The sequence below is a fragment of the Lachnoclostridium phocaeense genome (assembly GCF_959599685.1).
Classification (GTDB): Bacteria; Bacillota; Clostridia; order Lachnospirales; family Lachnospiraceae; genus Claveliimonas; species Claveliimonas monacensis.
Genome location: NZ_CAUGIN010000041.1, coordinates 1 through 21,651 on the forward strand (window position 1 = coordinate 1; position 21,651 = coordinate 21,651).

The window sequence follows — 21,651 nt, forward strand, 5'->3', positions numbered from 1 at the left end:
AGAAATTTTCAGGGTCGTTGTCTATTGTTCAGTTATCAAGGTTCTTTTTGTTTTTGCTGTCTCTCGCGAGTCAGCTTAAATATAATACCATTTGTTTTTCTCTGTGTCAATACTTTTTTTGAAGTTTTTTTCTTTTTTCTCAACACTCAATTGGTAGTATATTTATATATAGAAGAAACACAATATGTTCCATTGTTTTTCTTCCAGCTAAGGCAAACAAAAAACTACTGAGCCTCTCAGCAGTTTTTGCCTAACGGAGAAAGAGGGATTCGAACCCTCGCGCCGGTTGCCCGACCTACACCCTTAGCAGGGGCGCCTCTTCGGCCTCTTGAGTATTTCTCCAGCAGAAGTTATTATACTAAACCCCTGCTTGATTGTCAACGCATTTTTTTCTTATTCTCCAAAAACGTCTTCCGCCAGTAATATACAATGAATGCCACGGCTGTCAAAATCCATGTCACCGGGTAACTGAAAATGATCGCGTCGATAGTAGGTGATATCTCCATAGCGCCCACAAGCCACACAATCCGGAGCACGCAGATCCCAACCAGTGTGATGATCATGGGCACAAGTACATCTCCCACACCTCTCATAGCTCCTGCCAGCACTTCTATAAATACGTACACAATATACCAGGGTGTGATGAGCAGGACCATCTGGCTCCCTATTTCAATGACATTCTGATCCGACGTGAACATACGGAAAAGAGGTGTTCTCAGCGCGACCAGCACGATCACGATGACAGCTGACACGGCAAAGTCCATAAGAAGGCATATTTTTGTACTCTTTTTTACTCTTTCTCTTTTTCCTGCACCGTGGTTCTGACCTACAAATGAAGTGATGGCAATTCCAAAGGAAGTGCTGACCATCCAGAATACGGCATCCATTTTTCCAAAAGCTGACCAGGCTGCCGCCGTATCCGTTCCAAATGTATTGAGGGCCGCCTGGATGGCTATATTTGTAATGGCAAACAGGACAGACTCAACCGCAGTAGGTATCCCGAGCTTAAGCTGCGAAACAAGGATCGATCCTGTAAAGCGCATTCTTTTCCATGTGATCCGCAGCGGTCCCCTGTCTATTGCCAGCCTGATCGTGATCAGAACGGCACTGAGCGCCTGGGAAATGAAGGTAGCAATGGCGGCTCCGGCTACTCCCATATCAAGGCCAGCCACCAGTAATATATCCAGCACGATATTGGTAAGACAGCATACGATCAGATAATAGAGCGGCGTGCGCGAATTCCCTGCCGCCCGCAGTATGCTGGCTCCCATATTATATATGAAAGTAAAAGTAAGAGCCCCAAAATAGATGCGAAGATAGAGAACTGCATCCCCCATAGTCGCTTCGGGCGTATTCATCAAGGAGAGCATATGCGGCGTCAGTAAAACGCCAAGCACGGTCAGCACAATTCCCCCTGCCACAGCCAGAACATAGGCATTATGTACTGCCTTGCTGGCAGATCTTCTGTCTCTCGCCCCAAAAAAGTGTGCAATGATGACAGAGGCTCCTGAAGACAGCCCTGTAAAAAATCCCACAATGAGACTGGCGATCTGCGCTGAGGAACCTCCCACTGCTGCCAGCGCTTCTTTTCCCACAAACTGTCCTACTACCACTGTATCTACTGTATTGTAAAGTTGCTGAAAAAAGCTCCCCAGCATGATCGGAAAGAAAAAGATAAGGAGCTGTTTCCATATAACTCCCTCTGTGATCTGCCGGGAAGCATCTGTTTTTACAGACATAAAAATCCCCCATATTTTTAAATCAGATTGTAAGCCTTATGCATACTGACCGATGACCTCTTCGATCCGCCTCTTCACTTCCGCTGCGATCTCTGTGGTCTTCATATCCTTGTACTCTTCATAGTACATAGGCTTCAGAAAATGTACCTGAACTGTGACCGGGCTGATCGTATTTGTGTCAAAAGGCTTGAAAGAGTCGATCAGAGCCACCGGAACAATGGGACATTTTGCCTTTGTGGCAGATTTGAAACTGCCTCCCTTAAATTTCCCGGGATGATTGCCGTTCTTTGACCTGGTTCCCTCCGCAAAGATCAGATAATTCCGGCCCTTTTTCACTTCCTCTGTCACGTGGATGATGACCTGCATGGCCTGGCGCACGTCCTCCCTGTCCAGCATGTAAGCGTTCATACACGCAAACACCTGCTTCAAAAACTGGATGTTCGCGATCTCTTTCTTCGCTACAACGGCAAAAGGTTTTGGGCAGGCCTCGATAATGGCCAATACGTCGTAAAGTCCCTGGTGATTGGGAAAGAACATAAACCCGTTTTCTTCGGGAATGTTTTCCACACCATAGGCCGCGATCTTCACATTTCCCCCTCTGTTCGCCCGAAGAGTAATATATTTCAGAAGGGCATACTGCTCCTCATCCGTATATTTTTCTGGGTGGGCTGCGTGATAGCAGAGTTTGCACCACGCATACGGAACGAGGAAAATGTTCCGGAAGATCATAAGTAATATCCTTTTCATTTCTGTAAGCTCCTTCTTGTGTTATTTCTGATATTCTCTGATGGCTGTCTCGTAGAGGTTATGACCCTCGCTGTCTATGACAACGATGACCGGAAAATCCTCCACCTCCAGGCGGCGGATGGCCTCTGTCCCCAGGTCATCGTAGGCGATCACCTCTGATCTTTTGATACATTTAGACAGAAGCGCGCCTGCTCCTCCCACAGCCGCAAAATAGACACATCCGTTCCTCACGATGGCGTCCATCACATCCTGTGTTCGCTTGCCTTTCCCGATCATGGCCCCAAGTCCAAGATCCAGAAGACGCGGGGTATATCTGTCCATACGGCTCGCTGTGGTCGGTCCCGCTGAGCCGATAGGGCGGCCTTCCCTTGCGGGGGAGGGCCCCATATAGTAAATGATCTGATCCTTTATCTCAAATGGAAGGTCTCTCCCCTGATCCAGGGTCTCGTCCATTCTCTTGTGAGCAGCGTCCCGGGCCGTGTAGATCGTTCCTGTAAGGTACACGTAATCCCCGGACTTAAGGCCTGCTGCCTCCTCTTTTGTCATTGGCACATGCATATGTTTTTCCATATTTTCAGCCCTCCTATACTTCTCGCACAACATGCCGGTTCACATGACAGCATATGTTTACTGCCACCGGCAGTCCTGCAATGTGGGTCGGATACGTATTGACATTGACGGCAAAGGCTGTCGTGCTGCCTCCCAGTCCCCCTGGTCCGATCCCCAGACTGTTGACCTTCTCCAGCATCTCCTCCTCCAGCTCCCGCACCCAGGGGATGGATGAGTGAGATCCCGCCTCTCTTGTCAGAGCCTCTTTTGCCATGAGGGCGCATTTTTCAAAGGTGCCTCCCACGCCGACTCCCACCACCATGGGAGGACAGGCATTGGGACCTGCATCCTTTACGGCGGTCAGTATGGCATGTTTGACTCCTTCCAGTCCGTCTGCCGGCTTGAGCATAAAGACACGGCTCATATTTTCACTTCCAAATCCCTTGGGAGCCACTTTGATCTTCACTCTGTCTCCGCCCACGATCCTGGTATGGATGACAGCGGGTGTGTTGTCTTTTGTATTCTCCCGGAGAATGGGATCACCCACCACAGATTTGCGAAGGTACCCTTCCGTGTATCCCTGGCGGACGCCTTCATTGACTGCATCCTCCAGAAGTCCTCCCTCCAGATGTACATCCTGCCCGATCTCCAGAAAGACCACAGCCATTCCCGTGTCCTGACAGATAGGGATCATATCCTTGGCCGCGATGTCAAGATTTTCCCTCAGCTGACCTAAGATCTGCTTTCCGAGAGGCGCCTTCTCTGTTTCCGCCGCCTTTTCCATAACAGCTTCCATATCTTTGGAAAGATAATGGTTTGCCTCTATACACATTTCTTTAATATTTTTTGTTATCTCACTTACCTGGACTGTCCTCATTGATTTCCTCCCATGTAAATAGTGTAATGGGCATCTTCTGCCCGCGCATTCCCTCACTAGTATACTGTCTTTATCCATATATTTCAATTCCAGTATTGACATTTTCCCTTCCCTGTGTTTCAATACATATATAGTTAATTACTCAAGTAACTAACCAATAAACCATAGCAGACAGCTGTAAGAGAAATATTTCTTAAATAACCGCAGAGGGAGGTGTCTATGGAGTGAATATCAATCCAGGCCAGGATAAACCTATTTTTATCCAGATCGCAGAGGGAATCGAGGACGGTATCCTCACCGGGGCTTTTCCGGAAGAGTCCCAGATTCCATCTATCACTGAATTTTCCGTAAACTATAAGATCAATCCGGCTACTGCCCTCAAGGGGATCAATCTTCTTGTGGACGAGAACATTATTTATAAGAAAAGGGGCGTTGGCATGTTTGTGGCAGAGGGAGCGGTACAGAAGCTTCGAAAGAAGAGACAGGATCAATTTTATACCAACTATATAAGCAGCCTTATAGACGAGGCCAGGAGACTGGGCATCTCAAGCGAAGATGTCATTGCCATGATCGAGAGGGGGTTTTCTAAATGAAAGGAATTGAAGTAAAAAATATATCAAAGTCATTTAAAGATACGCAGGCGCTTCGAAATGTGACCCTCACTTTTGAGGCGGAAAAGATCTACGGACTTCTGGGAAGAAATGGAGCCGGTAAATCCACTCTGCTGAATATCATCAGCAACCGCAAATATCCAAATGAGGGATATGTGTCCGTGGACGGCGTGCCCTCCGCAGAAAACGACAAAGCACTGAGAAAAATGTTTCTCATCAATGAGTTGAACCTGTACCCGGAGAGCATGAAAGTAAAAGATGCCTTCAAAGTGACAAAAACATTTTATCCCTCCTTCGATGAGGCGAATGCTCTGAAACTTTCGGAAATGTTTGAACTAAATATAAAAAAGAAAATAAAAAGTCTGTCCACTGGCTATCAATCTATCTTCAGAAATATACTGGCTCTTTCCGTAAATGTACCCTATGTCTTTTTCGACGAGCCTGTCCTGGGGCTGGACGCCTACCACAGAGATCTCTTTTACAGGCTGCTGATCGAGAAATACAGTGAAGAGCCATTTACAGCAGTGATCTCCACCCACCTGATCGAAGAAGTGGCAAATGTCATAGAAGAAGTAATTATTATAAAAAAAGGTGAAATTTTGAAAAATCAGTCCAGAGACAGCATCCTGGAAAACAGCTGCACCGTGTCCGGAACAATCTCCCAGGTAGACTCTTATGTAGCGTCTCTCCCCGCCAAGGCAGAGGTCATTGGCTCGGATGTCATCGGAGGACTGAAGTCCGTCTACATCTGCGGCGACGACGGCGCGCGGCTGCCTGAGGGGCTGGAGAGGTCACCCATAGATCTGCAGAAGCTGTTTATCCAGCTCACCTCAATGTAATTGGATCTGAAAGGAGTGTGAAAGAGTATGAAAAAAATCTTAAAATATCAGTGTTTTGACCTTGCAAAGGCGCTTGTCGTCTACTATCTTGTCATCATCCTTATCATTACTCTCGCTATAGTCGGGCTAAATGTGACAGGCGGCACGGAGAGGAGCGGCATTGGATTTTCCTCCGAGTTCTTCTGTCTGATCGTGGGACTTTGCATGTTCCGGGAGTATTTCTACCTGTTTATGCAGAACGGTGTCTCCAGAAAGAAGATTTTCGCAGGCGCCTGCATGTGCCTTGTGATCCTCAGCGCTGTCATGTCCGCCATGGATGTGCTGGCTCTGTATATCCTGGAAGCGCTGCCCGCCGCCAATGTATCGTATATGACCATTTCCTCCACCCTCTACTCGGGCTATGTGAACAATGCCGGTCCTGTTTTGCGTCTGTTGGTGGAGCTGGTGATTTCCTTCCTTGTCATGTACGTCTTCTTTGTGGCAGGGTATCTCATATCCATCTGCTTTTACCGCTCTCCCAAACCCGGGAAGATCGGCATCGCAGTGGGGCTTCCTCTCCTGGTGGTCGGCGGCATGCCTGTGCTCATGGTCGCTTTCCCGGAGGTTTTTGCCAGGCTGATGTCCTTCTTCCTCTTTATCATGGGATATTCAGACACTTCCAGCGGCAATCCTTTCATCGGGATGGTGACGTTGACAGTCCTCTCCCTGGTCATCACAGGCCTCAGTTACCGGGCCGTGAAAGGCGCTCAGATCTGAGCTCTCACAAATACACACAGAAAGCCCTCCGTCAAGTGAAAGCCGGAGGGCTTTTGTGCGGTCTTATCTTCTATTCAAAATTTCTATGAAAAACCGGCATGTCTCATCGTTGCAGATCTCTGCCTGAGGACATTTCATATCCACGTGGAAGACATGCTTCAGATCATGTGCCTCATTGTCGTAGAATCGGAACAAAAAGGGAACCTTGCGCTCCATAAGGCATTCCGCCATGGCAAGAGCCTGGCTCTGTGTAAAATCACCGGAGGCGGTCATGAGGAATACAGGAGGATAGTTTCCCGTTATATGTGAAATGGAGCTGATCATATCCAGTTCTTCCTCCGTCCCTTTGCCCGGCAGATAGTCTTCCATCAGCGCCGGCGTATCTCCTCCCATATCATTTTCTATTTTGTATACGCCGCAGTTCAGTGCCGCCGCACGGACAGAAATGCTATCCTGTATCTGCAGCCTGCACTCTTTTTCCCATTTTTCTTTGAAAGATGCATTTGTGCAGGCAGCCAGGTAAAGCGAAAGGATATTGCCTCCCGCCGAGTCCCCCACGGCAAAGACCTTGTCCAGATCCATGCCATACGCCTTCCCATGCTCCGCCATCCATTTAAAGACCAGGTTGGTATCTTCCAGAGGGGCCGGGAATTTGTACTCCGGCGCCAGACGATAGGAAAAATTCACCACCACAAATCCTCTCCTTGCCAGGTCCATACAGTAGAATCGATATCTCTCCTTGTCCCCGTACACCCATCCTCCGCCGTGGACGCTGACAATAACAGGAAACAGTCCTTCCCGCCCGGCCGGGCGGTACACATCCATCACCTGCATGGGATCTTCTGTCCCGTAGCGGATATCCCGGTATTTTTCCACATCTTCCGGCTCTTTAAGACCTGCGTCCCGGATATCATCTCCTGCTTTAAAGAGTTTTCTTATTTTGTCACTTGTCTCAGACATATACTCACGACCTTTTCTTTTTTATAGTATCATCTCTTCCACAGCCTGCTGTACTTCCCGGATCTGCTCCTCTGTGATCCCGTCCGCATGAAATCCCCCTGTACATACGACTACAGCATTTTGGGCTGCTGCCATTTTCTCTGCCAGATACCGGCACAGGTACTCGTCCTTGTGTCCTGTCACATTGATAACAGAGGCTGTGCTGCTGACCTTGCCGTCTCCCTTGAGGGAGGGCCGGGGGATAGCCAGCACAGTACATCCTATATGTGGGCGATCTCCTCCTGCAAGGATGATGTGGTAATCATTTCCGATCTTTGTGATCTTTACAGTCAATTTTGTAAAGGAGAGGACTTTTTCTATGATTCTTTCTTCCATTTTCTTTTCCTCCCGCCCTGGTTTAGCTAGATTCCCTCCCAGCGGCGGTATCCCTCCGCTTCAATGCCAAAAGGCTCCACAAGTTTCGCGGCTATGTGCCGGATCATATCCTGCATACATTCCGGCTTCTGGTAGAATGTCAGCATAGGCGGAATGATGCGAACCCCCGGCATCTTTGAAAGCTCATAGAGATTTCTCAGATGAACCGGGCTAAGGGGCGTCTCCCGGGCCGCCAGGACAAGAGGACGCTGCTCTTTGATCGTCACGTCTGCTGCCCGCAGGATCAGATTGTCCGCATACCCGCTGCAGATCCCTGCCACTGTCTTCATACTGCAGGGAACAATGAGCATCCCGGCTGTCCTGTAAGATCCGCTGGCCGGACCGGCTCCTATTTCCTCCGGATCATATACCTGATCTGCCAGTCTTTCTATCTCCTCTTTTTTGCAGTCCATCTCATGTTCCAGCGTGAGCACAGCGCTCCTGCTCATAATGAGGACTGACTCATATTCCTGATCCTGCCGGATGATCTGCAGACATTCCTTCAAAATCGGAATGCCGCTGGCCCCGGTCGCAGCCACAACGATTTTTTTCTTTCTTATATCCTTATCTTGCATCTTTGGTCCATCTTTCCGGATCTACATCCATAAATCTTGCTCTCACAAACCGTTCCTTCTGGTCATAGGGAACCGTGCAGTCAAAAATGGTTTTGCAGGCAATGCCGTGATCCCTGATCCCCGGCGAACAGGAGGGGTCATTGGAGGGATCCAGCGGATGACATCTCACACCCGGTATGGTGATGATGTCCGCATCTCCCTGGAACCTGGTGTTCATCGCCCAGAGTACGTCATTTATATCAAAACAATCCACATCCTCATCCACAATAAACACGTGCTTCAGCTCGCTGAAAGCTGAAAATGCAAGGAGGGCTGCCTGCCTCTGTCTGCCTTCATCGCTTGGTGAGAGCTTTTTGAACTGGAGGACAGCCATGTATTTTCCTCCTCCCGGCGAAGCACAGTATACATTCTGCAGCCTTCCCGGCATCGCTTTTTCGATCATACCGTAAATGCTGGCCTCTGTGGGGATGCCGGCCATGGATACATGCTCCTCGCTGGGTCCGATACAGGTCTGCATGATGGGATTTTTCCTGTGGGTCACTGCTGTCACCTTTATAAGCCAGCACTGATCGCTGGCAGGTCCGGTGTAGCCCGGGAACTCCGGCATCGCGTATCCTGTGTGGCTGTTCTGATCCTCCTGCACGCGGACATGGGGGACCACTTCTCCCTCAATGACATACTCTGCATTTGCAATGGCTTTCTCATTGACAGTCAGACATCTGCAGAGCTCTACCGGCTCATTTCTCAGCGCTCCTGCCACTGCCAGCTCATCATACCCAAGAGGGGTTGTCGGCGGTTCAAAGCAGGAACCGATCTCTATGGCAGGGTCTACTCCGATGCTGATGGAGATGGGGAGCCTCTGTCCCATTTGCTCCGCCCTCTCTGCCATGGCTCCAATGTGCCTTGCCCCCGGTGTAAAAAAGATGGAGAGCTCGTCCTTTCCCTGAATGCAGAGTCTGTGGATCGTCACATCGCTGCGCCCTGTGTCAGGGTGGGTGGCATAGCACATTCCCAGAGTGATATAGGGGCCTGCATCATCCGGCGTGTTGGTTGGCGCCGGCACTAATTTGTACAGATCAAAGTCCGGATCCTCTGCTCTGTGCACCACCTCCTGGCAGGGGGCTGATCCTTCTTTCAGGACTGGCGGTATGGGGTTGTCCACACTGTGCCAGAGCATTGTTCCCAGATCCTCCGGTCTGCCCCCAAGGAGGGCTGCCACTCTCTTTCTGCTGGCAAGCACACCGATAGCCACCCTTGCCCCCGGATGTCCTTTTACATTGTTAAAGATCATAGCCGGGCCTTCCTTGGTGGGGCGCATGACGGTCCCGCCTGCCCCCACGTGCCGGTACACGCCGGAGAGTTCCGCCATGGGCTCTACTTCTACATCTGTCTCGATGAGCTGTCCTGGCATGGATTTTAAAAGCGCAAGCGCGCTGCGAAGATCATTTACTTTATCTGCCATTGCATTTCCTCCTACTGTTCCTGTCTTTTTTCTCTCACTCTATTCTATCTTCTTTTTTGTTTCCTATCAATTCTAACTTTCTTTCCACGGAGAAACTTGTGCTGCCCTCCACACAGAAGCATTGTACTCTCTGATGGTGCGCTTTTCATCATCCTGCCGGGCTCTCCGGAAATACTGGCGAAGCTCATTTTCCACGATGCTCTCTGTGTAGAGCCCGTCCGAGTAGTCCAGCTCTTCCACATGGATCTCGGCAAGGGCCGGCGCTGCATCATAAGAAGAGGTACTGATCATATATACGGCATCCGCCGCAGTCATCTTCTCCATGGTGCCGATATTATAGGAGACTGCCAGATAATCAGGATGAAGAAATGACAGCAAAATGTATCCGCAGGAGACAGCAGCCGTCACAAACCTGAACAGCGAAAATTTTTTCTTATAAATAAAGATCACAACTCCTGTCATCATGACAAGATTCAAGATCAAAAACCAAAGTACGAGGATGCGCAGGAATGTCATATGATAGACACGGACATACATGAACATTCTGTACATGGCAGATATTGTCATGATAAATGTACATCCGCATATGACTGTCAGAATAATGTCCAGAATTCTATTTTTTTGGAATGAATATACAACTGAAATAACAAGTACAAAATTAATCATTCCTATAAACAGCAGCTGCCAGAAACCTTCCTGCGCATACCCGGCATACGTCATGCCTTCTGGAAGTCCCCCGTCATTTTTGAGAAAAAGAACATACACCTGCACGAAGCAGTACAGAACATAGACAGCAGCAATCATGCCGGTAAATGTTATGCCTGTGACTGCTTCATAATTCCTTCTTTTTTTCTCTTTCGGGCAGCATTCGCCTGCAGCAAAGGCATAGAATACGCCGTAGATGATCAGGATCCCAAACAGGGTCATGCACACAATGACAACTACAGAACTGATATGCAGATTCTCCGGCATCTGGAATATGTTTTCAAAAATGGCTGCGAAAACCCGGTCTGAGCTTGCCAGAAGCGGAAAGATAACGATAAGCAGGACAAAAGCTATCACGATCCCCACAAGTACAGATCGCATTTTTTCTCTCTTTTCCTCTTCTTTCTCCCCTTCTCTTCCTCCTTTTTTCAGGTCCTTTAGGTTGAATATGTGGAAGGAAAAGACCACTGTTTTTATGCCCATCATCACGATCATCTTTAAGTAGGAAAAGAAGTTCCACTCTCCCTCCCCGCAGAAACATCGGATCATTCCCGCCATAAAAAGGAGCATGATCCCTGCCCAGTTAAAGACCACAAGAAATCCAGAGTCTGTCAGCACAGTGGAAATTCCAAGAAGGATGATGCCCGCCCCATATGGAAAGAATTCCCTATTGCAGGATATTCCAAGCTTCTTAAAAAAGAGGATGGCAGTCCCCACTGTCATAGCTGTATGCAACACAAAAGTAATTCCATTTAGATTTTTGTAACAAAAGACTGTAAAAAGAAGGCCGTAGATCACACTGATTCCTGCAAAATAGCGATTATTTTCTACAAATTTCGATTTCCTTGTATCTGACCTGCTATTCTCCATATGCTCCCACCTTTCTGTTCCTCTATTTTTCTTCATCACTGTCTTTTTCTTCATCCGGCACATATTTTAAAATATCTCCCGGCTGACAGCCCAGTTCCCGGCACAGCGCGTCCAGAGTCGTAAATCTGACCGCTTTTGCCTTATTATTTTTCAATATCGAAAGATTGGCCATTGTAATATCTATTTTCTCTGCCAGCTCCTTTACACCCATTTTTCTCTGTGCCATGACCACATCTAAATCAATCACGATCGCCATGCTCCCTCACCTCCTGCTGTTTGCTCCGCATGTATATATATGCATATGCCATCTTCTTCTCCATCAAATTGTCAGGTCGTTCTCCTCCTTATACCGGACCGCTTCCCCAAAGACCTGCGACAGGACCTGGCTGAACAGCGCCGCCACAAAAAAGATCACTGCGATCACCACTGCCGCGATCGTGGGTACAAAAAACATTTCCAATAGAAAAGCTGCTGTGATACAGAGGCTGAACCTTGTCATCAGACGCAAGCTTTTTACATTCTCATAGACAAAACAGGAGCCATTCACAACTGTCTCCATCATCTTTCGCAACTGGCTGACGATCAATATTCCGAATATTCCGGAAACTGCCAGTGTAAGCAGCATGGGGATATACTGCTCCTGCAGAGTATCGTCATAATATCTTCCCGCCAGCTTCAGCGTCCAGGGAAGCGTCACAACCACAGCAATCCCTGAGAAAAACATAAAATCCAGCACTCCTTTTGTCGCTCTGATGATCTTTTCATTCCGCATACATCTATCTCTCCCTTCTCATTTTACGTTTCATTTCATTTTGCTCTTCTGCTATCTAAGAGGAATATATCATATTAAAAATCGTTTTTCAATATATATTTATCGTTTTTCAATAAATTTCAAGTTCAATTGAGCACACATTCCAACAATACAAGGGAGATGATACACAATAACACAGGTAAAACTGCAATTGGGGACGTAATATTTTTTCAAAATATTACGTCCCCAATTGCAGTTTTATCCCCTCCGTCCTATAATATCTACAAAAGGAGGTTTTTTCTATGAATACATCGATCGATATGGAGAAATTGAGGGAGGATGCCGTACATATTTTCAATTCCGGTTTTACCTGCTCTGAATCTGTCATCTATGCAATTAAGAAAAATTTTGAACTTGAGATGTCCGATGACGCCATTGCCATGAGTTCCGGATTTCCATGGGGCCTTGGAGGAGCGGGATGCATCTGCGGCGCTCTGGCCGGAGGGACCATGTGCATCGGCTACTTCTACGGGCGCACAGAGCCGGGCGATCCGCGTAATCAGCTCTGCTTTAAGCTCTGCAACGAACTCCACGATTTCTTTAAAGGGAACTATGGCGCTGCCTGCTGCCGCGTGCTTACAAGAGGAATGGAGAAACAGTCACCGGAGAGAAAAGCACATTGCACAAAAATGGTTTCCGGCACAGTGGTAAAGACAGCTGAGATCATTCTGAACAACCTGAAAGACAGCAGATTTCAGGATGTCTGTTAAGTCCTCTCTTATGTACAATTTTAAGTCAGGAATATAAAAGGACTGGCACACCTCTTTCAAACAGCGTGTGCCAGTCCTTTTTATGGACTTTATTTAATTATCTGTATCATCTGTTTTCTCCGAAGACTCAGACTCTTCTTCTTCCTCTTCATCTCCCTTTCTCACCTTGGCGATGCTGGCAACTTTATCATTTTCCTGTAAATTGATCAGTTTCACACCAGAAGTTATTCTTCCAAGGATGGAGATGCTGCTGCACTTCATGCGGATCACAATGCCTTCTGTATTGATGATCATGATCTCATCATCTTCGTCCACAGCTTTGATGCCTACTACATTTCCTGTCTTCTCTGTGATCTTGTAGCATTTAACACCTTTTCCTCCTCTGTTCTGGGGAGAGAATTCTTCCATTGCTGTGCGCTTGCCCATACCCTTTTCAGATACAGTCAGCAGGTGAGTTCCCTGGGAGGAAAGCTGCATGCCGATGATCTCATCGTGGTCTGTCAGATTCATGCCCCGCACACCCATAGATGTTCTTCCTGTAGGTCTCACATCTGTCTCATGGAAGCGGATGCACTGTCCATACTTGGTAGCCAGGATAATGTCTTTCTGGTTGTCTGTATACTTCACTTCGATCAGCTCATCGTCATCCCGCAGGGTGATAGCGGCAAGTCCGGTCTTTCTCACATTCGCATACTCCTTCAGAGGAGTCTTCTTCACAAGTCCCTTTCTTGTAGCCATGAAAAGGTATTCCCCGTCACGGTACTCGTCAATGGGAATGACAGCTGTGATCTTCTCCTCCGGCTGCAGCTGGAGCAGATTAATGATGGCTGTTCCCCTTGCAGTCCTGCCTGCCTCAGGTATCTCGTATCCCTTTAACCTGTAGACGCGTCCTGTCGTAGTGAAGAACATGATATAGTGATGGGTATGTGTCATAAACAGCTCTTCCACATAGTCAGAGTCTATGGTCTGCATGCCTTTGATGCCTTTTCCTCCTCTGTGCTGGGACTTAAAGGTATCCTCAGACATGCGCTTGATATAGCCAAGTTTTGTCATGGTGATGACGACATTCTCCTTGGGAATCAGATCCTCCATGGAAATGTCAAACTCGTCAAATCCGATCTTTGTCCTTCTGTCATCTCCGTATTTATCTTTGATGACAAGGATCTCTTCTTTGATCACGCCAAGAAGGACCTTTCTGTCAGCCAGGATCGCCTTCAACTCGCCGATACGCTTCATCAGCTCATTGTACTCGTTCTCCAGCTTCTCTCTTTCCAGACCTGTCAGAGCTCTAAGACGCATATCCACAATAGCCTGGGACTGGGCGTCAGAGAGATCAAAGCGTTTCATCAATTCCGCCTTGGCATCCTGCACATTGGCAGAGCTGCGGATGATCTGGATCACTTCGTCGATGTGGTCAAGGGCGATAAGCAGTCCTTTAAGAATGTGGGCGCGCTCCTCCGCCTTATTGAGCTCGTATTTTGTGCGCCTTGTCACCACTTCTTCCTGATGCTGCAGATAGTAGTTCAGCATATCGAGAAGATTCATAACTTTCGGCTCATTGTTTACCAGTGCCAGCATGATGACACCAAAAGTATCCTGAAGCTGGGTATGTTTGTAGAGCTGGTTTAAGATCACGTTTGCGTTGGCATCTCTTCTGAGTTCAATGCACACTCTCATGCCTTCCCGGCTGGACTGATCACTGAGCTCTGTAATGCCATCGATCTTTTTATCCCGCACAAGCTCGGCGATCTTCTCGATGAGCCTTGCCTTGTTGACCATATAGGGAAGCTCTGTGACAATGATCCTGCTCTTGCCGTTTGGCATTGTCTCAATGTCTGTCACGGCCCGCACCCGGATCTTGCCCCGGCCTGTCCGGTAAGCCTCCTCAATACCCCTTGTCCCCAGGATCATAGCTCCTGTGGGGAAGTCAGGTCCCTTGATGATCTGCAGGATCTCCTCCATGGTGGTCGTTTCCTTGTCCGCGATCTGGTCATCGATGATCTTCACCACCGCGTCAATGACCTCCCGCAGATTGTGGGGCGGGATGTTTGTGGCCATTCCCACGGCAATACCGGATGTTCCGTTTACAAGGAGATTGGGAAATCTGGATGGCAGGACTGTCGGCTCCTTCTCTGTCTCGTCAAAGTTGGGCGTAAAATCTACCGTATCCTTGTTGATGTCCGCTGTCAGCTCCATGGAAATCTTGCTCAGCCGGGCTTCCGTGTACCTCATGGCGGCCGCGCCGTCCCCGTCCACTGAACCGAAGTTTCCGTGTCCGTCCACAAGAGGATATCTGGTAGACCAGTCCTGGGCCATATTTACCAGGGCTCCGTAGATGGAGCTGTCCCCATGGGGGTGGTATTTACCCATCGTGTCACCGACAATACGGGCACATTTTCTGTGGGGCTTGTCAGGACCGTTGTTCAGCTCGATCATGGAATACAGAATTCTCCTCTGCACCGGCTTCAGACCGTCTCTTACATCGGGAAGGGCTCTGGAAGCGATAACACTCATGGCGTAGTCGATGTAAAATTTTTCCATTCTCTCCTTCAGGTCTACTTCCTGGACTTTATCAAAAATATTATCTTCCATTGTCTTCTACCTTTCTATACGTCCAGATTCTGCACGTATTTTGCGTTTTCCTCTATGAACTCCCGCCTTGGCTCTACTTTATCTCCCATCAGAGTCGTAAAAGTCAGATCCAGTTCGGACGTAGTCTCCTCGTCCATAGTCACTCTCATCAGGATGCGGTGGTGCGGATCCATGGTGGTCTCCCAGAGCTGGTCTGCATCCATCTCTCCCAGACCTTTGTAGCGCTGGATCTTGTTGTTGGTATCTCGTCCCACTTCCCGGAGAATGGAATCCAGCTCCTCATCGCTGTAGGCGTACCAGACTTTTTTATTTTTCTCCAGTTTATAGAGAGGCGGTTTCGCCAGATATACATAGCCCTGCTTGATCAGCTCCGGCATGAAGCGGTACATAAAGGTCAGAAGCAGCGTACTGATATGTGCGCCGTCCACATCCGCATCTGTCATAATGATGATCTTGTGATACCGGAGTTTGGAAATATCAAAGTCCTCGTGTATGCCTGTCCCGAAGGCTGTGATCATGGCCTTGATCTCCGCGTTGGCGTAGATCTTGTCCAGCCTTGCCTTCTCCACATTGAGGATCTTTCCTCGGAGAGGAAGGATGGCCTGTGTGGCCCGATCCCTGGCTGTCTTGGCAGACCCGCCGGCAGAATCTCCCTCCACGATATAAATCTCACAGTTGGCCGGGTCCTTGTCTGAACAGTCCGCCAGCTTACCCGGAAGAGACATGCCGTCCAGCGCTGACTTTCTTCTTGTCAGATCCCTGGCCTTTCTGGCCGCCTCCCTTGCCCTCTGGGCAAGAACGGATTTCTCCACTGTGGTCTTTGCGATCGTCGGATTCTGCTCTAAGTAGATCTCCAGCTGCTTGCTCACTACATTGTCCACAGCTCCCCTTGCCTCGCTGTTTCCAAGCTTCTGCTTTGTCTGTCCCTCAAACTGAGGCTCCTCGATCTTGACGCTGACGATGGCTGTCAGGCCTTCCCTGATATCCTCGCCGGACAGATTCGGCTCGCTGTCTTTCAGCAATTTATTTTTTCTCGCGTAATCGTTAAATGTCTTGGTCAGTGCATTCCGGAAGCCGACAATGTGGGTTCCGCCCTCCGGAGTGGTAATATTATTTACAAACCCGTAGGTATTATCTGTGTAGGAATCGTTGTGCTGCATGGCTACTTCCACCTGCACATTGTTCACCATTCCCTCACAGTAAATGACATCCTCATAGAGAGGTGTGCTGCTCCGGTTCAGATAGGTGACAAACTCCTTGATACCGCCCTCATAGTGGAACTCTTTTTTCACAGGTCCCTCTTCCGGCCTGTCATCTATGAGAACGATCTTCAGTCCTCTTGTCAGAAATGCCATCTCTCTGAGTCTTCTTTTCAGCACGTCAAAATCAAAGACTGTCTCCTCAAATATGGTGTCATCCGGCAGAAATGTGACTCTTGTGCCGGTCTTTTCCTCCTGGCAGTCTCCTACGATCTCCAGCTTGTTGATCACTTTTCCGCGCTCATATCTCTGTTTGTAAATCTTTCCATCATGGTAGATCTCCACTTCCAGCCAGTTGGAGAGAGCGTTCACGACAGAAGCTCCCACACCGTGGAGACCGCCGGATACCTTGTATCCTCCTCCGCCGAACTTTCCTCCTGCGTGGAGCACAGTAAATACAACTTCCACAGCCGGGATGCCTGCCTTGTGGTTGATTCCAACAGGAATGCCCCGCCCATTGTCTGTGACAGTGACCGAGTTGTCCTTGTTGATCTGTACATGGATCTCATCGCAGAAACCTGCCAGAGCCTCATCCACAGAATTGTCCACAATCTCATAGACAAGATGGTGGAGTCCTCTTGCCGATGTACTTCCAATATACATTCCCGGGCGTTTTCTGACGGCCTCCAGTCCTTCCAGGATCTGGATTTCATCCGCCCCATACTCGTGCTGTACTTTTTCTGTACTCATAATCTCCTCCTAGTTTTCCATGGTGACATGCCCCTGATGGACATGAAATACTTTATTGATAGAAAATCGATGGTTTACAAATTCATCTACACCTGTACAGGTGATAAGAGCCTGTATGTCGTGAATACTGTCCAATAGATAGTTTTGCCTGTGTTTGTCAAGCTCAGACAGCACATCGTCAAGAAGCAGGATGGGCGTATCTTTTGTGAGCAGCCTCACAAGCTCTATCTCGGAAAGTTTCAGGGAGAGGGCAGCTGTCCGCTGCTGTCCCTGGGAACCGAATTTCCGGATATCGATCCCGTTTGTCATAAAACAGATATCGTCCCTGTGGGGTCCGCACCCGGTGCTCCTCATGCGAAGGTCCCTCTCCCGCCCTCTTCTCAAGGCTTCCTGGAGGGGCTCCCCCTTTGTGTCAGGCTCGTATTTTACCTCTATGTTTTCCAGGCCCCCGGTAAGTTTTCTGTGTATATCAGAAATGATATCATTCACCTGGACCATGAATTTTTTTCTGGCTTTTATGATCTTTTCACCGTAGCCTGCAAGCTGCATATCCCAGATATCAAGCGTCTCCGCAAGCGAACTGCCGCCCGACTCCTGACGGGCCAGATCCTTGAGGAGATGATTCCTCTGGTTTACAATGCGGTTATAGTTTGATAAATTGCTCAGATATACTTTATCGAGCTGCGAAAGCTCAAGATCTATAAATCTTCTTCTCTCGGAGGGTCCGTTTTTGATAATATTCAGATCCTCCGGAGAAAAGAAAACAATGTTTACGATGCCAAACAGTTCACTTGCCTTTCTTATCGGCATTTTATTGACTGCTATGCCTTTGGGACTGTTTTTCTTGAGATGCATATCGATCTGATATGGAATTCCCCTTTTCTCAATGACCGCTTCAATGTGGGACTCATCCTGCCCAAAGCGGATCATGTCCCTGTCCCTGGTTCCTCTGTGTGACTTTGTGGTCCCGCACATGTAGACAGCCTCCAGGATATTGGTCTTTCCCTGGGCATTGTTCCCGTAAAAAATATTGGTAGATCCGCAGGGCTCCAGCTTCAGAAGGTCATAATTTCTGAAGTCCTTAAGTTTTAAAGATCTAATTTTCAATTTTTATTTCTTCTCCGTTATAAGAAACGATATCTCCCGGGTAAAGCTTTTTCCCGCGCCTCGTATCTGTCTGGCCGTTTACTTTCACAAGCCCTTCCTGGATGACCTCTTTGGCCTCCACACCGGACTCCACAAGGCCGGCCGCCTTCAGGGCCTGCCCCAGTTTAATAAATTCATCTCTGAGATGTAAACTCTGCATAAAATCACTCTCCTAGATCGCGTTAAAATTGACCGGAAGGATCAGATAGATATAACTCTCTGTCTCATCTTTGATAAAGCACGGAGCTTTTGCATTCATAAGATAGAGATCCACTTCCTCATCGTCGATGACCCTGAGGGCATCGATGAGGAATTTCGGGTTAAATCCGATCATCAGATCTTTTCCTTCTTTGGTGATCATAATATCTTCGTTCATGGATCCAAACTGGGATTTGATCCGCAGTTCCATCACATCATCGCCGATATTGATGATAATAGGCTTTTTATCTCCCTCTTTTACCAGCAGAGTCGCCCTGTCTATACAGTTCAAAAAGTCTCTCTTGTTGATCCTTACTTTTGTCTCGTAGTCGCTGGAGAGCATCTGGTCGATCTTGAAGTACTCTCCCTCGATCAGACGGGACACGACCACGGTCCTGTCAAATTCAAATACAATATGGTTGCCGGTAAAGTACATGCTCACCTGACTCTCCGCTTCTCCGGAAAGGATCTTGCTGATCTCGGTGAGAGTCTTTCCAGGAACAACGATCTTGTGATCCTGACACTCATCCTTCAGTTCGATCCTGCGGATGGAGATGCGGTGTCCGTCCAGAGATACAACTCTGAGCATGCCGTTTGAAATTTCAAAAAGCTCCCCTGTCATCAGTTTGTTGCTCTCATTGTCTGCAATGGAGAAGATCGTCTGACGGATCACTTCTTTCAGTGTGAACTGGGAGATGGTGACGGTCTCTGTCTTTTCAATGACAGGGAGATAGGAGAAATCTTCCCCGGATCTTCCCATAATATCGAATTTGGCCTTCTCGCAGGTGATGGTCATCTGATCTTTTTCATCTGTCTCTATAACAATATCGCTGTCAGGAAGTTTGCGGACGATCTCTGAAAAAATCTTTGCGTCTATAGCGATCATTCCATGTTCTCTGATATCTCCGTCTATCTCTGTCTGAATGCCAAGTTCCATATCATTGGCTGTCAGCTTGATAATGTCTACTGTGGCATCAATAAGTATACATTCAAGAATGGGCATTGTTGTCTTAGAAGGAACTGCTTTGGATACGATGCTGACTCCTTTTACAAGATCTGCTTTACTGCATATGATTTTCATAGCTGTGTATAACTCCTTTCGCGCGTCTGCAATAGATAAATATATAATAGATTTTCCGTCTTCTTCGTAGTAGGGCTTGGGAAAGAGTGGAAAAGCCTTCCAAAGCCAGTATTTTCAAGCCTCACACGATTTCAAAACACTGTGGAAATCATAAAATTTACATGTGGATGGACATAGGAAAACTTTTTTGTGTTTTTGATAAAGGAATTGTTTATCTGTCCTATGCACAGTCCGTCCACATAGTTTTTCACAACATTTCCACATGTTGTCCACATCCTGAAAGGATACTAAACAGGATTGATCTTTTTCTTTATTATATCAATGGTGTTGCTGAGGCTTTCGTTCTCCTTGATCTCAGCCTGTATCTTTTTGATACCGTGGTTGATGGTGGAGTGATCCTTTCCTCCAAGGACGATACCCATCACTTTCAGGGAGGCGGATGTCATGTCCCGGCACAGATACATGAATATCTGGCGGGGAATCGCGATCTCAGCGGTCCTCTTGCTGCTCTTAAGATCTGCGATGCTGATTCCGAAATGCTCGGAGACAACATCCAGGATCAGTTCCGGTGTCACCTCCCGGTTTGCCTGGGAAGAGATAATGTCCTTCAGGGCTTCAGCCGCAAGGGGAATGTCGATAGCCTCCTGGGTGTTTTGGAGCTTGTAGAGAGCGATCAGTTTGTTGAGAGATCCCTCCAGCTCACGGATGTTTGTCTTGACATTTGTGGCGATATATTCCAGTACATCGTCAGGAATATTGTATTTCTGCAGAGAATCCATCTCAATCTTCTTCTGCAGAATGGCCATCCTTGTCTCATAATCTGGTGCGGAGATGTCCGCGATCAGTCCCCACTCAAATCTGGTGCGCAGCCTTGCCTCCAGCGTCTCGATATCTTTCGGAGGACGGTCGCTGGAGATGATGATCTGTTTTCCTGCCGTGTGCAGGTGGTTGAAGGTGTGGAAGAATTCTTCCTGGGTACTCTCTTTTCCTATGATAAACTGGATATCGTCGATCAAGAGTACGTCGTTGTTCCGATATTTATCGCGGAAATCCGACATGGAATTTTCTTTTGGATTCTTCAGCGCCTGGATCAGTTCGTTCGTAAACGTCTCGCTGGTCACGTAAAGAACTTTTTTCTTAGGATTTTTATCCAGAATAAAATGAGCCACTGAGTGCATCAGATGGGTTTTTCCAAGTCCAACTCCTCCGTAGAGGAAAAGGGGATTGTACACTTCGCCCGGAGACTCTGCAACTGCCAGGGAGGCTGCGTGGGCGAAACTGTTGTTTCCTCCCACAACAAACGTATCAAATGTATATTTGGGGTTAAGCCCTGCCTTCTGAGCAGCAGTCTTTGTACGTTTCTTTTCAGATGCTTTTGAAGCCATCTCCATGATCTCGTCCAGGCGGTCGTCATCTTCCGACACAAGAACGACCTCAAATTCCTTCTCTGTGATCTCAGCAATGGAAACCTTCAGAGGGAGCCTGTATTTTTTATCAATGTACTCAACGCTTGCATTCATATTGACAAGAATGAAAACCGTATGATCTACTACTTTATACACCTTCAGAGGTTTGATCCAGGTGTTGAAAGACACGTTGGAGAGCTCATGCTCTACTCTGAGATGTTCTATAATTTCCGGCCATTTTTCTTCTACGATGTTCATTACAAAATAACTCCTAATCTAACATACATTTCATGCATTGTATCATATGCTTATTCTTATCTATTTTACATCAAAATAAGGTATTAGGCAATGAAAAATAAGGGTGGATAAGTTTTGAAAAAAGAGAAAGTGCGTAAAACAGAGCCTTTGAGCTTGAAAATCCACATTATTTTCCTTGTTATCCACATAATTACCGAAAGATATCCACATTTTGTTGATAACTTTTCTTCCTATATTATACGATGCCAGGGTCAAAAGGTCTAAGCCCACATGAGCTTGCTCATAAGTGGGTGATAGACCTTGGGACCCGCCCCGATATGAGCATAAAAGTGGGATGTATATCCCACGATATGCGAATATTGGGTAGGATTGTGAGAGTGCGCAGCACGGAACAAT

The 21,651-nt window shown here is 47.7% G+C and carries 21 protein-coding genes and 1 tRNA gene; 4 read left to right on the top strand and 18 right to left on the bottom strand.

From position 1 onward, the window contains the following. Nucleotides 1–254 precede the first annotated feature (254 nt). The 5 genes from Q5911_RS13710 to Q5911_RS13730 form a co-directional block, all read right to left on the bottom strand. A tRNA-Ser gene (locus Q5911_RS13710) sits at nt 255–342 on the bottom strand. A 35-nt stretch (nt 343–377) separates the two neighbouring features. After that, nucleotides 378–1,739, bottom strand: a complete 1,362-nt coding sequence (locus Q5911_RS13715) for an MATE family efflux transporter (RefSeq protein WP_076779802.1) — start codon at nt 1,737–1,739, stop codon at nt 378–380. Between the two features lie 36 nt (nt 1,740–1,775). Beyond that, nucleotides 1,776–2,486, bottom strand: coding sequence for a lysophospholipid acyltransferase family protein (locus Q5911_RS13720; protein ID WP_303183607.1), 711 nt, complete (start codon nt 2,484–2,486; stop codon nt 1,776–1,778). Between the two features lie 21 nt (nt 2,487–2,507). Continuing rightward, a complete protein-coding gene (locus Q5911_RS13725) occupies nt 2,508–3,056 on the bottom strand; it encodes a Fe-S-containing hydro-lyase (RefSeq protein ID WP_076779806.1) in 549 nt (182 codons plus the stop codon). Between the two features lie 13 nt (nt 3,057–3,069). Beyond that, on the bottom strand, nt 3,070–3,912 hold the full coding sequence (locus Q5911_RS13730) for a fumarate hydratase (RefSeq protein WP_281724492.1): 843 nt from the start codon (nt 3,910–3,912) through the stop codon (nt 3,070–3,072). Nucleotides 3,913–4,136: 224 nt separating this feature from the next. Between Q5911_RS13730 and Q5911_RS13735 the strand changes: the two genes are divergently transcribed. The 3 genes from Q5911_RS13735 to Q5911_RS13745 are packed head-to-tail and all read left to right on the top strand — an operon-like array spanning nt 4,137 to nt 6,118. Then, nucleotides 4,137–4,505, top strand: a complete 369-nt coding sequence (locus Q5911_RS13735) for a GntR family transcriptional regulator (protein WP_076779809.1) — start codon at nt 4,137–4,139, stop codon at nt 4,503–4,505. Then, on the top strand, nt 4,502–5,362 hold the full coding sequence (locus Q5911_RS13740) for an ABC transporter ATP-binding protein (protein ID WP_303183610.1): 861 nt from the start codon (nt 4,502–4,504) through the stop codon (nt 5,360–5,362). The genes Q5911_RS13735 and Q5911_RS13740 overlap by 4 nt, the downstream gene beginning before the upstream one ends. Before the next feature lie 27 nt (nt 5,363–5,389). Then, nucleotides 5,390–6,118, top strand: coding sequence for a hypothetical protein (locus tag Q5911_RS13745; RefSeq protein ID WP_303183612.1), 729 nt, complete (start codon nt 5,390–5,392; stop codon nt 6,116–6,118). 63 nt (nt 6,119–6,181) lie between these two features. Here Q5911_RS13745 and Q5911_RS13750 read toward each other — a convergent pair whose 3' ends face one another. The 7 genes from Q5911_RS13750 to Q5911_RS13780 all read right to left on the bottom strand — a co-directional run bounded on the left by Q5911_RS13750 (nt 6,182) and on the right by Q5911_RS13780 (nt 11,876). Continuing rightward, nucleotides 6,182–7,078, bottom strand: a complete 897-nt coding sequence (locus tag Q5911_RS13750; RefSeq protein WP_303183614.1) for an alpha/beta hydrolase — start codon at nt 7,076–7,078, stop codon at nt 6,182–6,184. 21 nt (nt 7,079–7,099) lie between these two features. Continuing rightward, entirely contained in the window at nt 7,100–7,453 is a 354-nt protein-coding gene (locus Q5911_RS13755; protein ID WP_303183616.1) for a prenylated flavin chaperone LpdD, read from the bottom strand. A 26-nt stretch (nt 7,454–7,479) separates the two neighbouring features. Further along, nucleotides 7,480–8,067 carry a UbiX family flavin prenyltransferase gene (locus Q5911_RS13760; protein ID WP_303183618.1) on the bottom strand — a complete coding sequence of 196 codons (588 nt, stop codon included), beginning with the start codon at nt 8,065–8,067 and terminating at the stop codon, nt 7,480–7,482. After that, nucleotides 8,057–9,529, bottom strand: coding sequence for a UbiD family decarboxylase (locus tag Q5911_RS13765; RefSeq protein WP_303183620.1), 1,473 nt, complete (start codon nt 9,527–9,529; stop codon nt 8,057–8,059). The genes Q5911_RS13760 and Q5911_RS13765 overlap by 11 nt, the downstream gene beginning before the upstream one ends. A gap of 72 nt (nt 9,530–9,601) precedes the next feature. After that, nucleotides 9,602–11,104: a DUF4153 domain-containing protein gene (locus tag Q5911_RS13770; protein WP_303183622.1), complete on the bottom strand. Its 1,503-nt coding sequence runs from the start codon at nt 11,102–11,104 to the stop codon at nt 9,602–9,604. A 22-nt stretch (nt 11,105–11,126) separates the two neighbouring features. Next, nucleotides 11,127–11,360: a helix-turn-helix domain-containing protein gene (locus tag Q5911_RS13775; RefSeq protein ID WP_076779825.1), complete on the bottom strand. Its 234-nt coding sequence runs from the start codon at nt 11,358–11,360 to the stop codon at nt 11,127–11,129. A 63-nt stretch (nt 11,361–11,423) separates the two neighbouring features. Beyond that, nucleotides 11,424–11,876, bottom strand: coding sequence for a DUF2975 domain-containing protein (locus Q5911_RS13780; RefSeq protein ID WP_303183625.1), 453 nt, complete (start codon nt 11,874–11,876; stop codon nt 11,424–11,426). Between the two features lie 281 nt (nt 11,877–12,157). Here Q5911_RS13780 and Q5911_RS13785 point away from each other — a divergent pair, with 281 nt between their 5' ends. Next, on the top strand, nt 12,158–12,625 hold the full coding sequence (locus Q5911_RS13785; protein ID WP_303183627.1) for a C-GCAxxG-C-C family protein: 468 nt from the start codon (nt 12,158–12,160) through the stop codon (nt 12,623–12,625). A gap of 93 nt (nt 12,626–12,718) precedes the next feature. Here Q5911_RS13785 and gyrA read toward each other — a convergent pair whose 3' ends face one another. The 6 genes from gyrA to dnaA form a co-directional block, all read right to left on the bottom strand. Beyond that, nucleotides 12,719–15,217, bottom strand: a complete 2,499-nt coding sequence (gene gyrA / locus Q5911_RS13790) for a DNA gyrase subunit A (protein ID WP_303183629.1) — start codon at nt 15,215–15,217, stop codon at nt 12,719–12,721. Nucleotides 15,218–15,231: 14 nt separating this feature from the next. Beyond that, nucleotides 15,232–17,166, bottom strand: coding sequence for a DNA topoisomerase (ATP-hydrolyzing) subunit B (gene gyrB / locus Q5911_RS13795; RefSeq protein WP_303183631.1), 1,935 nt, complete (start codon nt 17,164–17,166; stop codon nt 15,232–15,234). Nucleotides 17,167–17,175: 9 nt separating this feature from the next. Continuing rightward, entirely contained in the window at nt 17,176–18,273 is a 1,098-nt protein-coding gene (gene recF, locus Q5911_RS13800; RefSeq protein ID WP_303183633.1) for a DNA replication/repair protein RecF, read from the bottom strand. After that, nucleotides 18,263–18,472 carry an RNA-binding S4 domain-containing protein gene (locus Q5911_RS13805; protein WP_076779857.1) on the bottom strand — a complete coding sequence of 70 codons (210 nt, stop codon included), beginning with the start codon at nt 18,470–18,472 and terminating at the stop codon, nt 18,263–18,265. Before Q5911_RS13805 ends, recF begins: the two co-directional genes overlap by 11 nt. A gap of 12 nt (nt 18,473–18,484) precedes the next feature. Then, nucleotides 18,485–19,591 carry a DNA polymerase III subunit beta gene (gene dnaN, locus Q5911_RS13810; RefSeq protein WP_226395522.1) on the bottom strand — a complete coding sequence of 369 codons (1,107 nt, stop codon included), beginning with the start codon at nt 19,589–19,591 and terminating at the stop codon, nt 18,485–18,487. Between the two features lie 287 nt (nt 19,592–19,878). Then, complete coding sequence (dnaA, locus tag Q5911_RS13815) at nt 19,879–21,255, bottom strand: chromosomal replication initiator protein DnaA (RefSeq protein ID WP_076779861.1); 1,377 nt, start codon at nt 21,253–21,255, stop codon at nt 19,879–19,881. Nucleotides 21,256–21,651 lie beyond the last annotated feature (396 nt).

Coding starts and splice junctions, on each gene's coding strand:
- Q5911_RS13715 (WP_076779802.1), bottom strand. CDS start 1,739: ATGTCTGTAAAAACAGATGCTTCCCGGCAGATCACAGAGGGAGTTATA.
- Q5911_RS13720 (WP_303183607.1), bottom strand. CDS start 2,486: ATGAAAAGGATATTACTTATGATCTTCCGGAACATTTTCCTCGTTCCG.
- Q5911_RS13725 (WP_076779806.1), bottom strand. CDS start 3,056: ATGGAAAAACATATGCATGTGCCAATGACAAAAGAGGAGGCAGCAGGC.
- Q5911_RS13730 (WP_281724492.1), bottom strand. CDS start 3,912: ATGAGGACAGTCCAGGTAAGTGAGATAACAAAAAATATTAAAGAAATG.
- Q5911_RS13740 (WP_303183610.1), top strand. CDS start 4,502: ATGAAAGGAATTGAAGTAAAAAATATATCAAAGTCATTTAAAGATACG.
- Q5911_RS13745 (WP_303183612.1), top strand. CDS start 5,390: ATGAAAAAAATCTTAAAATATCAGTGTTTTGACCTTGCAAAGGCGCTT.
- Q5911_RS13750 (WP_303183614.1), bottom strand. CDS start 7,078: ATGTCTGAGACAAGTGACAAAATAAGAAAACTCTTTAAAGCAGGAGAT.
- Q5911_RS13755 (WP_303183616.1), bottom strand. CDS start 7,453: ATGGAAGAAAGAATCATAGAAAAAGTCCTCTCCTTTACAAAATTGACT.
- Q5911_RS13760 (WP_303183618.1), bottom strand. CDS start 8,067: ATGCAAGATAAGGATATAAGAAAGAAAAAAATCGTTGTGGCTGCGACC.
- Q5911_RS13765 (WP_303183620.1), bottom strand. CDS start 9,529: ATGGCAGATAAAGTAAATGATCTTCGCAGCGCGCTTGCGCTTTTAAAA.
- Q5911_RS13770 (WP_303183622.1), bottom strand. CDS start 11,104: ATGGAGAATAGCAGGTCAGATACAAGGAAATCGAAATTTGTAGAAAAT.
- Q5911_RS13775 (WP_076779825.1), bottom strand. CDS start 11,360: ATGGCGATCGTGATTGATTTAGATGTGGTCATGGCACAGAGAAAAATG.
- Q5911_RS13780 (WP_303183625.1), bottom strand. CDS start 11,876: ATGCGGAATGAAAAGATCATCAGAGCGACAAAAGGAGTGCTGGATTTT.
- Q5911_RS13785 (WP_303183627.1), top strand. CDS start 12,158: ATGAATACATCGATCGATATGGAGAAATTGAGGGAGGATGCCGTACAT.
- gyrA (WP_303183629.1), bottom strand. CDS start 15,217: ATGGAAGATAATATTTTTGATAAAGTCCAGGAAGTAGACCTGAAGGAG.
- gyrB (WP_303183631.1), bottom strand. CDS start 17,166: ATGAGTACAGAAAAAGTACAGCACGAGTATGGGGCGGATGAAATCCAG.
- Q5911_RS13805 (WP_076779857.1), bottom strand. CDS start 18,472: ATGCAGAGTTTACATCTCAGAGATGAATTTATTAAACTGGGGCAGGCC.
- dnaN (WP_226395522.1), bottom strand. CDS start 19,591: ATGAAAATCATATGCAGTAAAGCAGATCTTGTAAAAGGAGTCAGCATC.
- dnaA (WP_076779861.1), bottom strand. CDS start 21,255: ATGAACATCGTAGAAGAAAAATGGCCGGAAATTATAGAACATCTCAGA.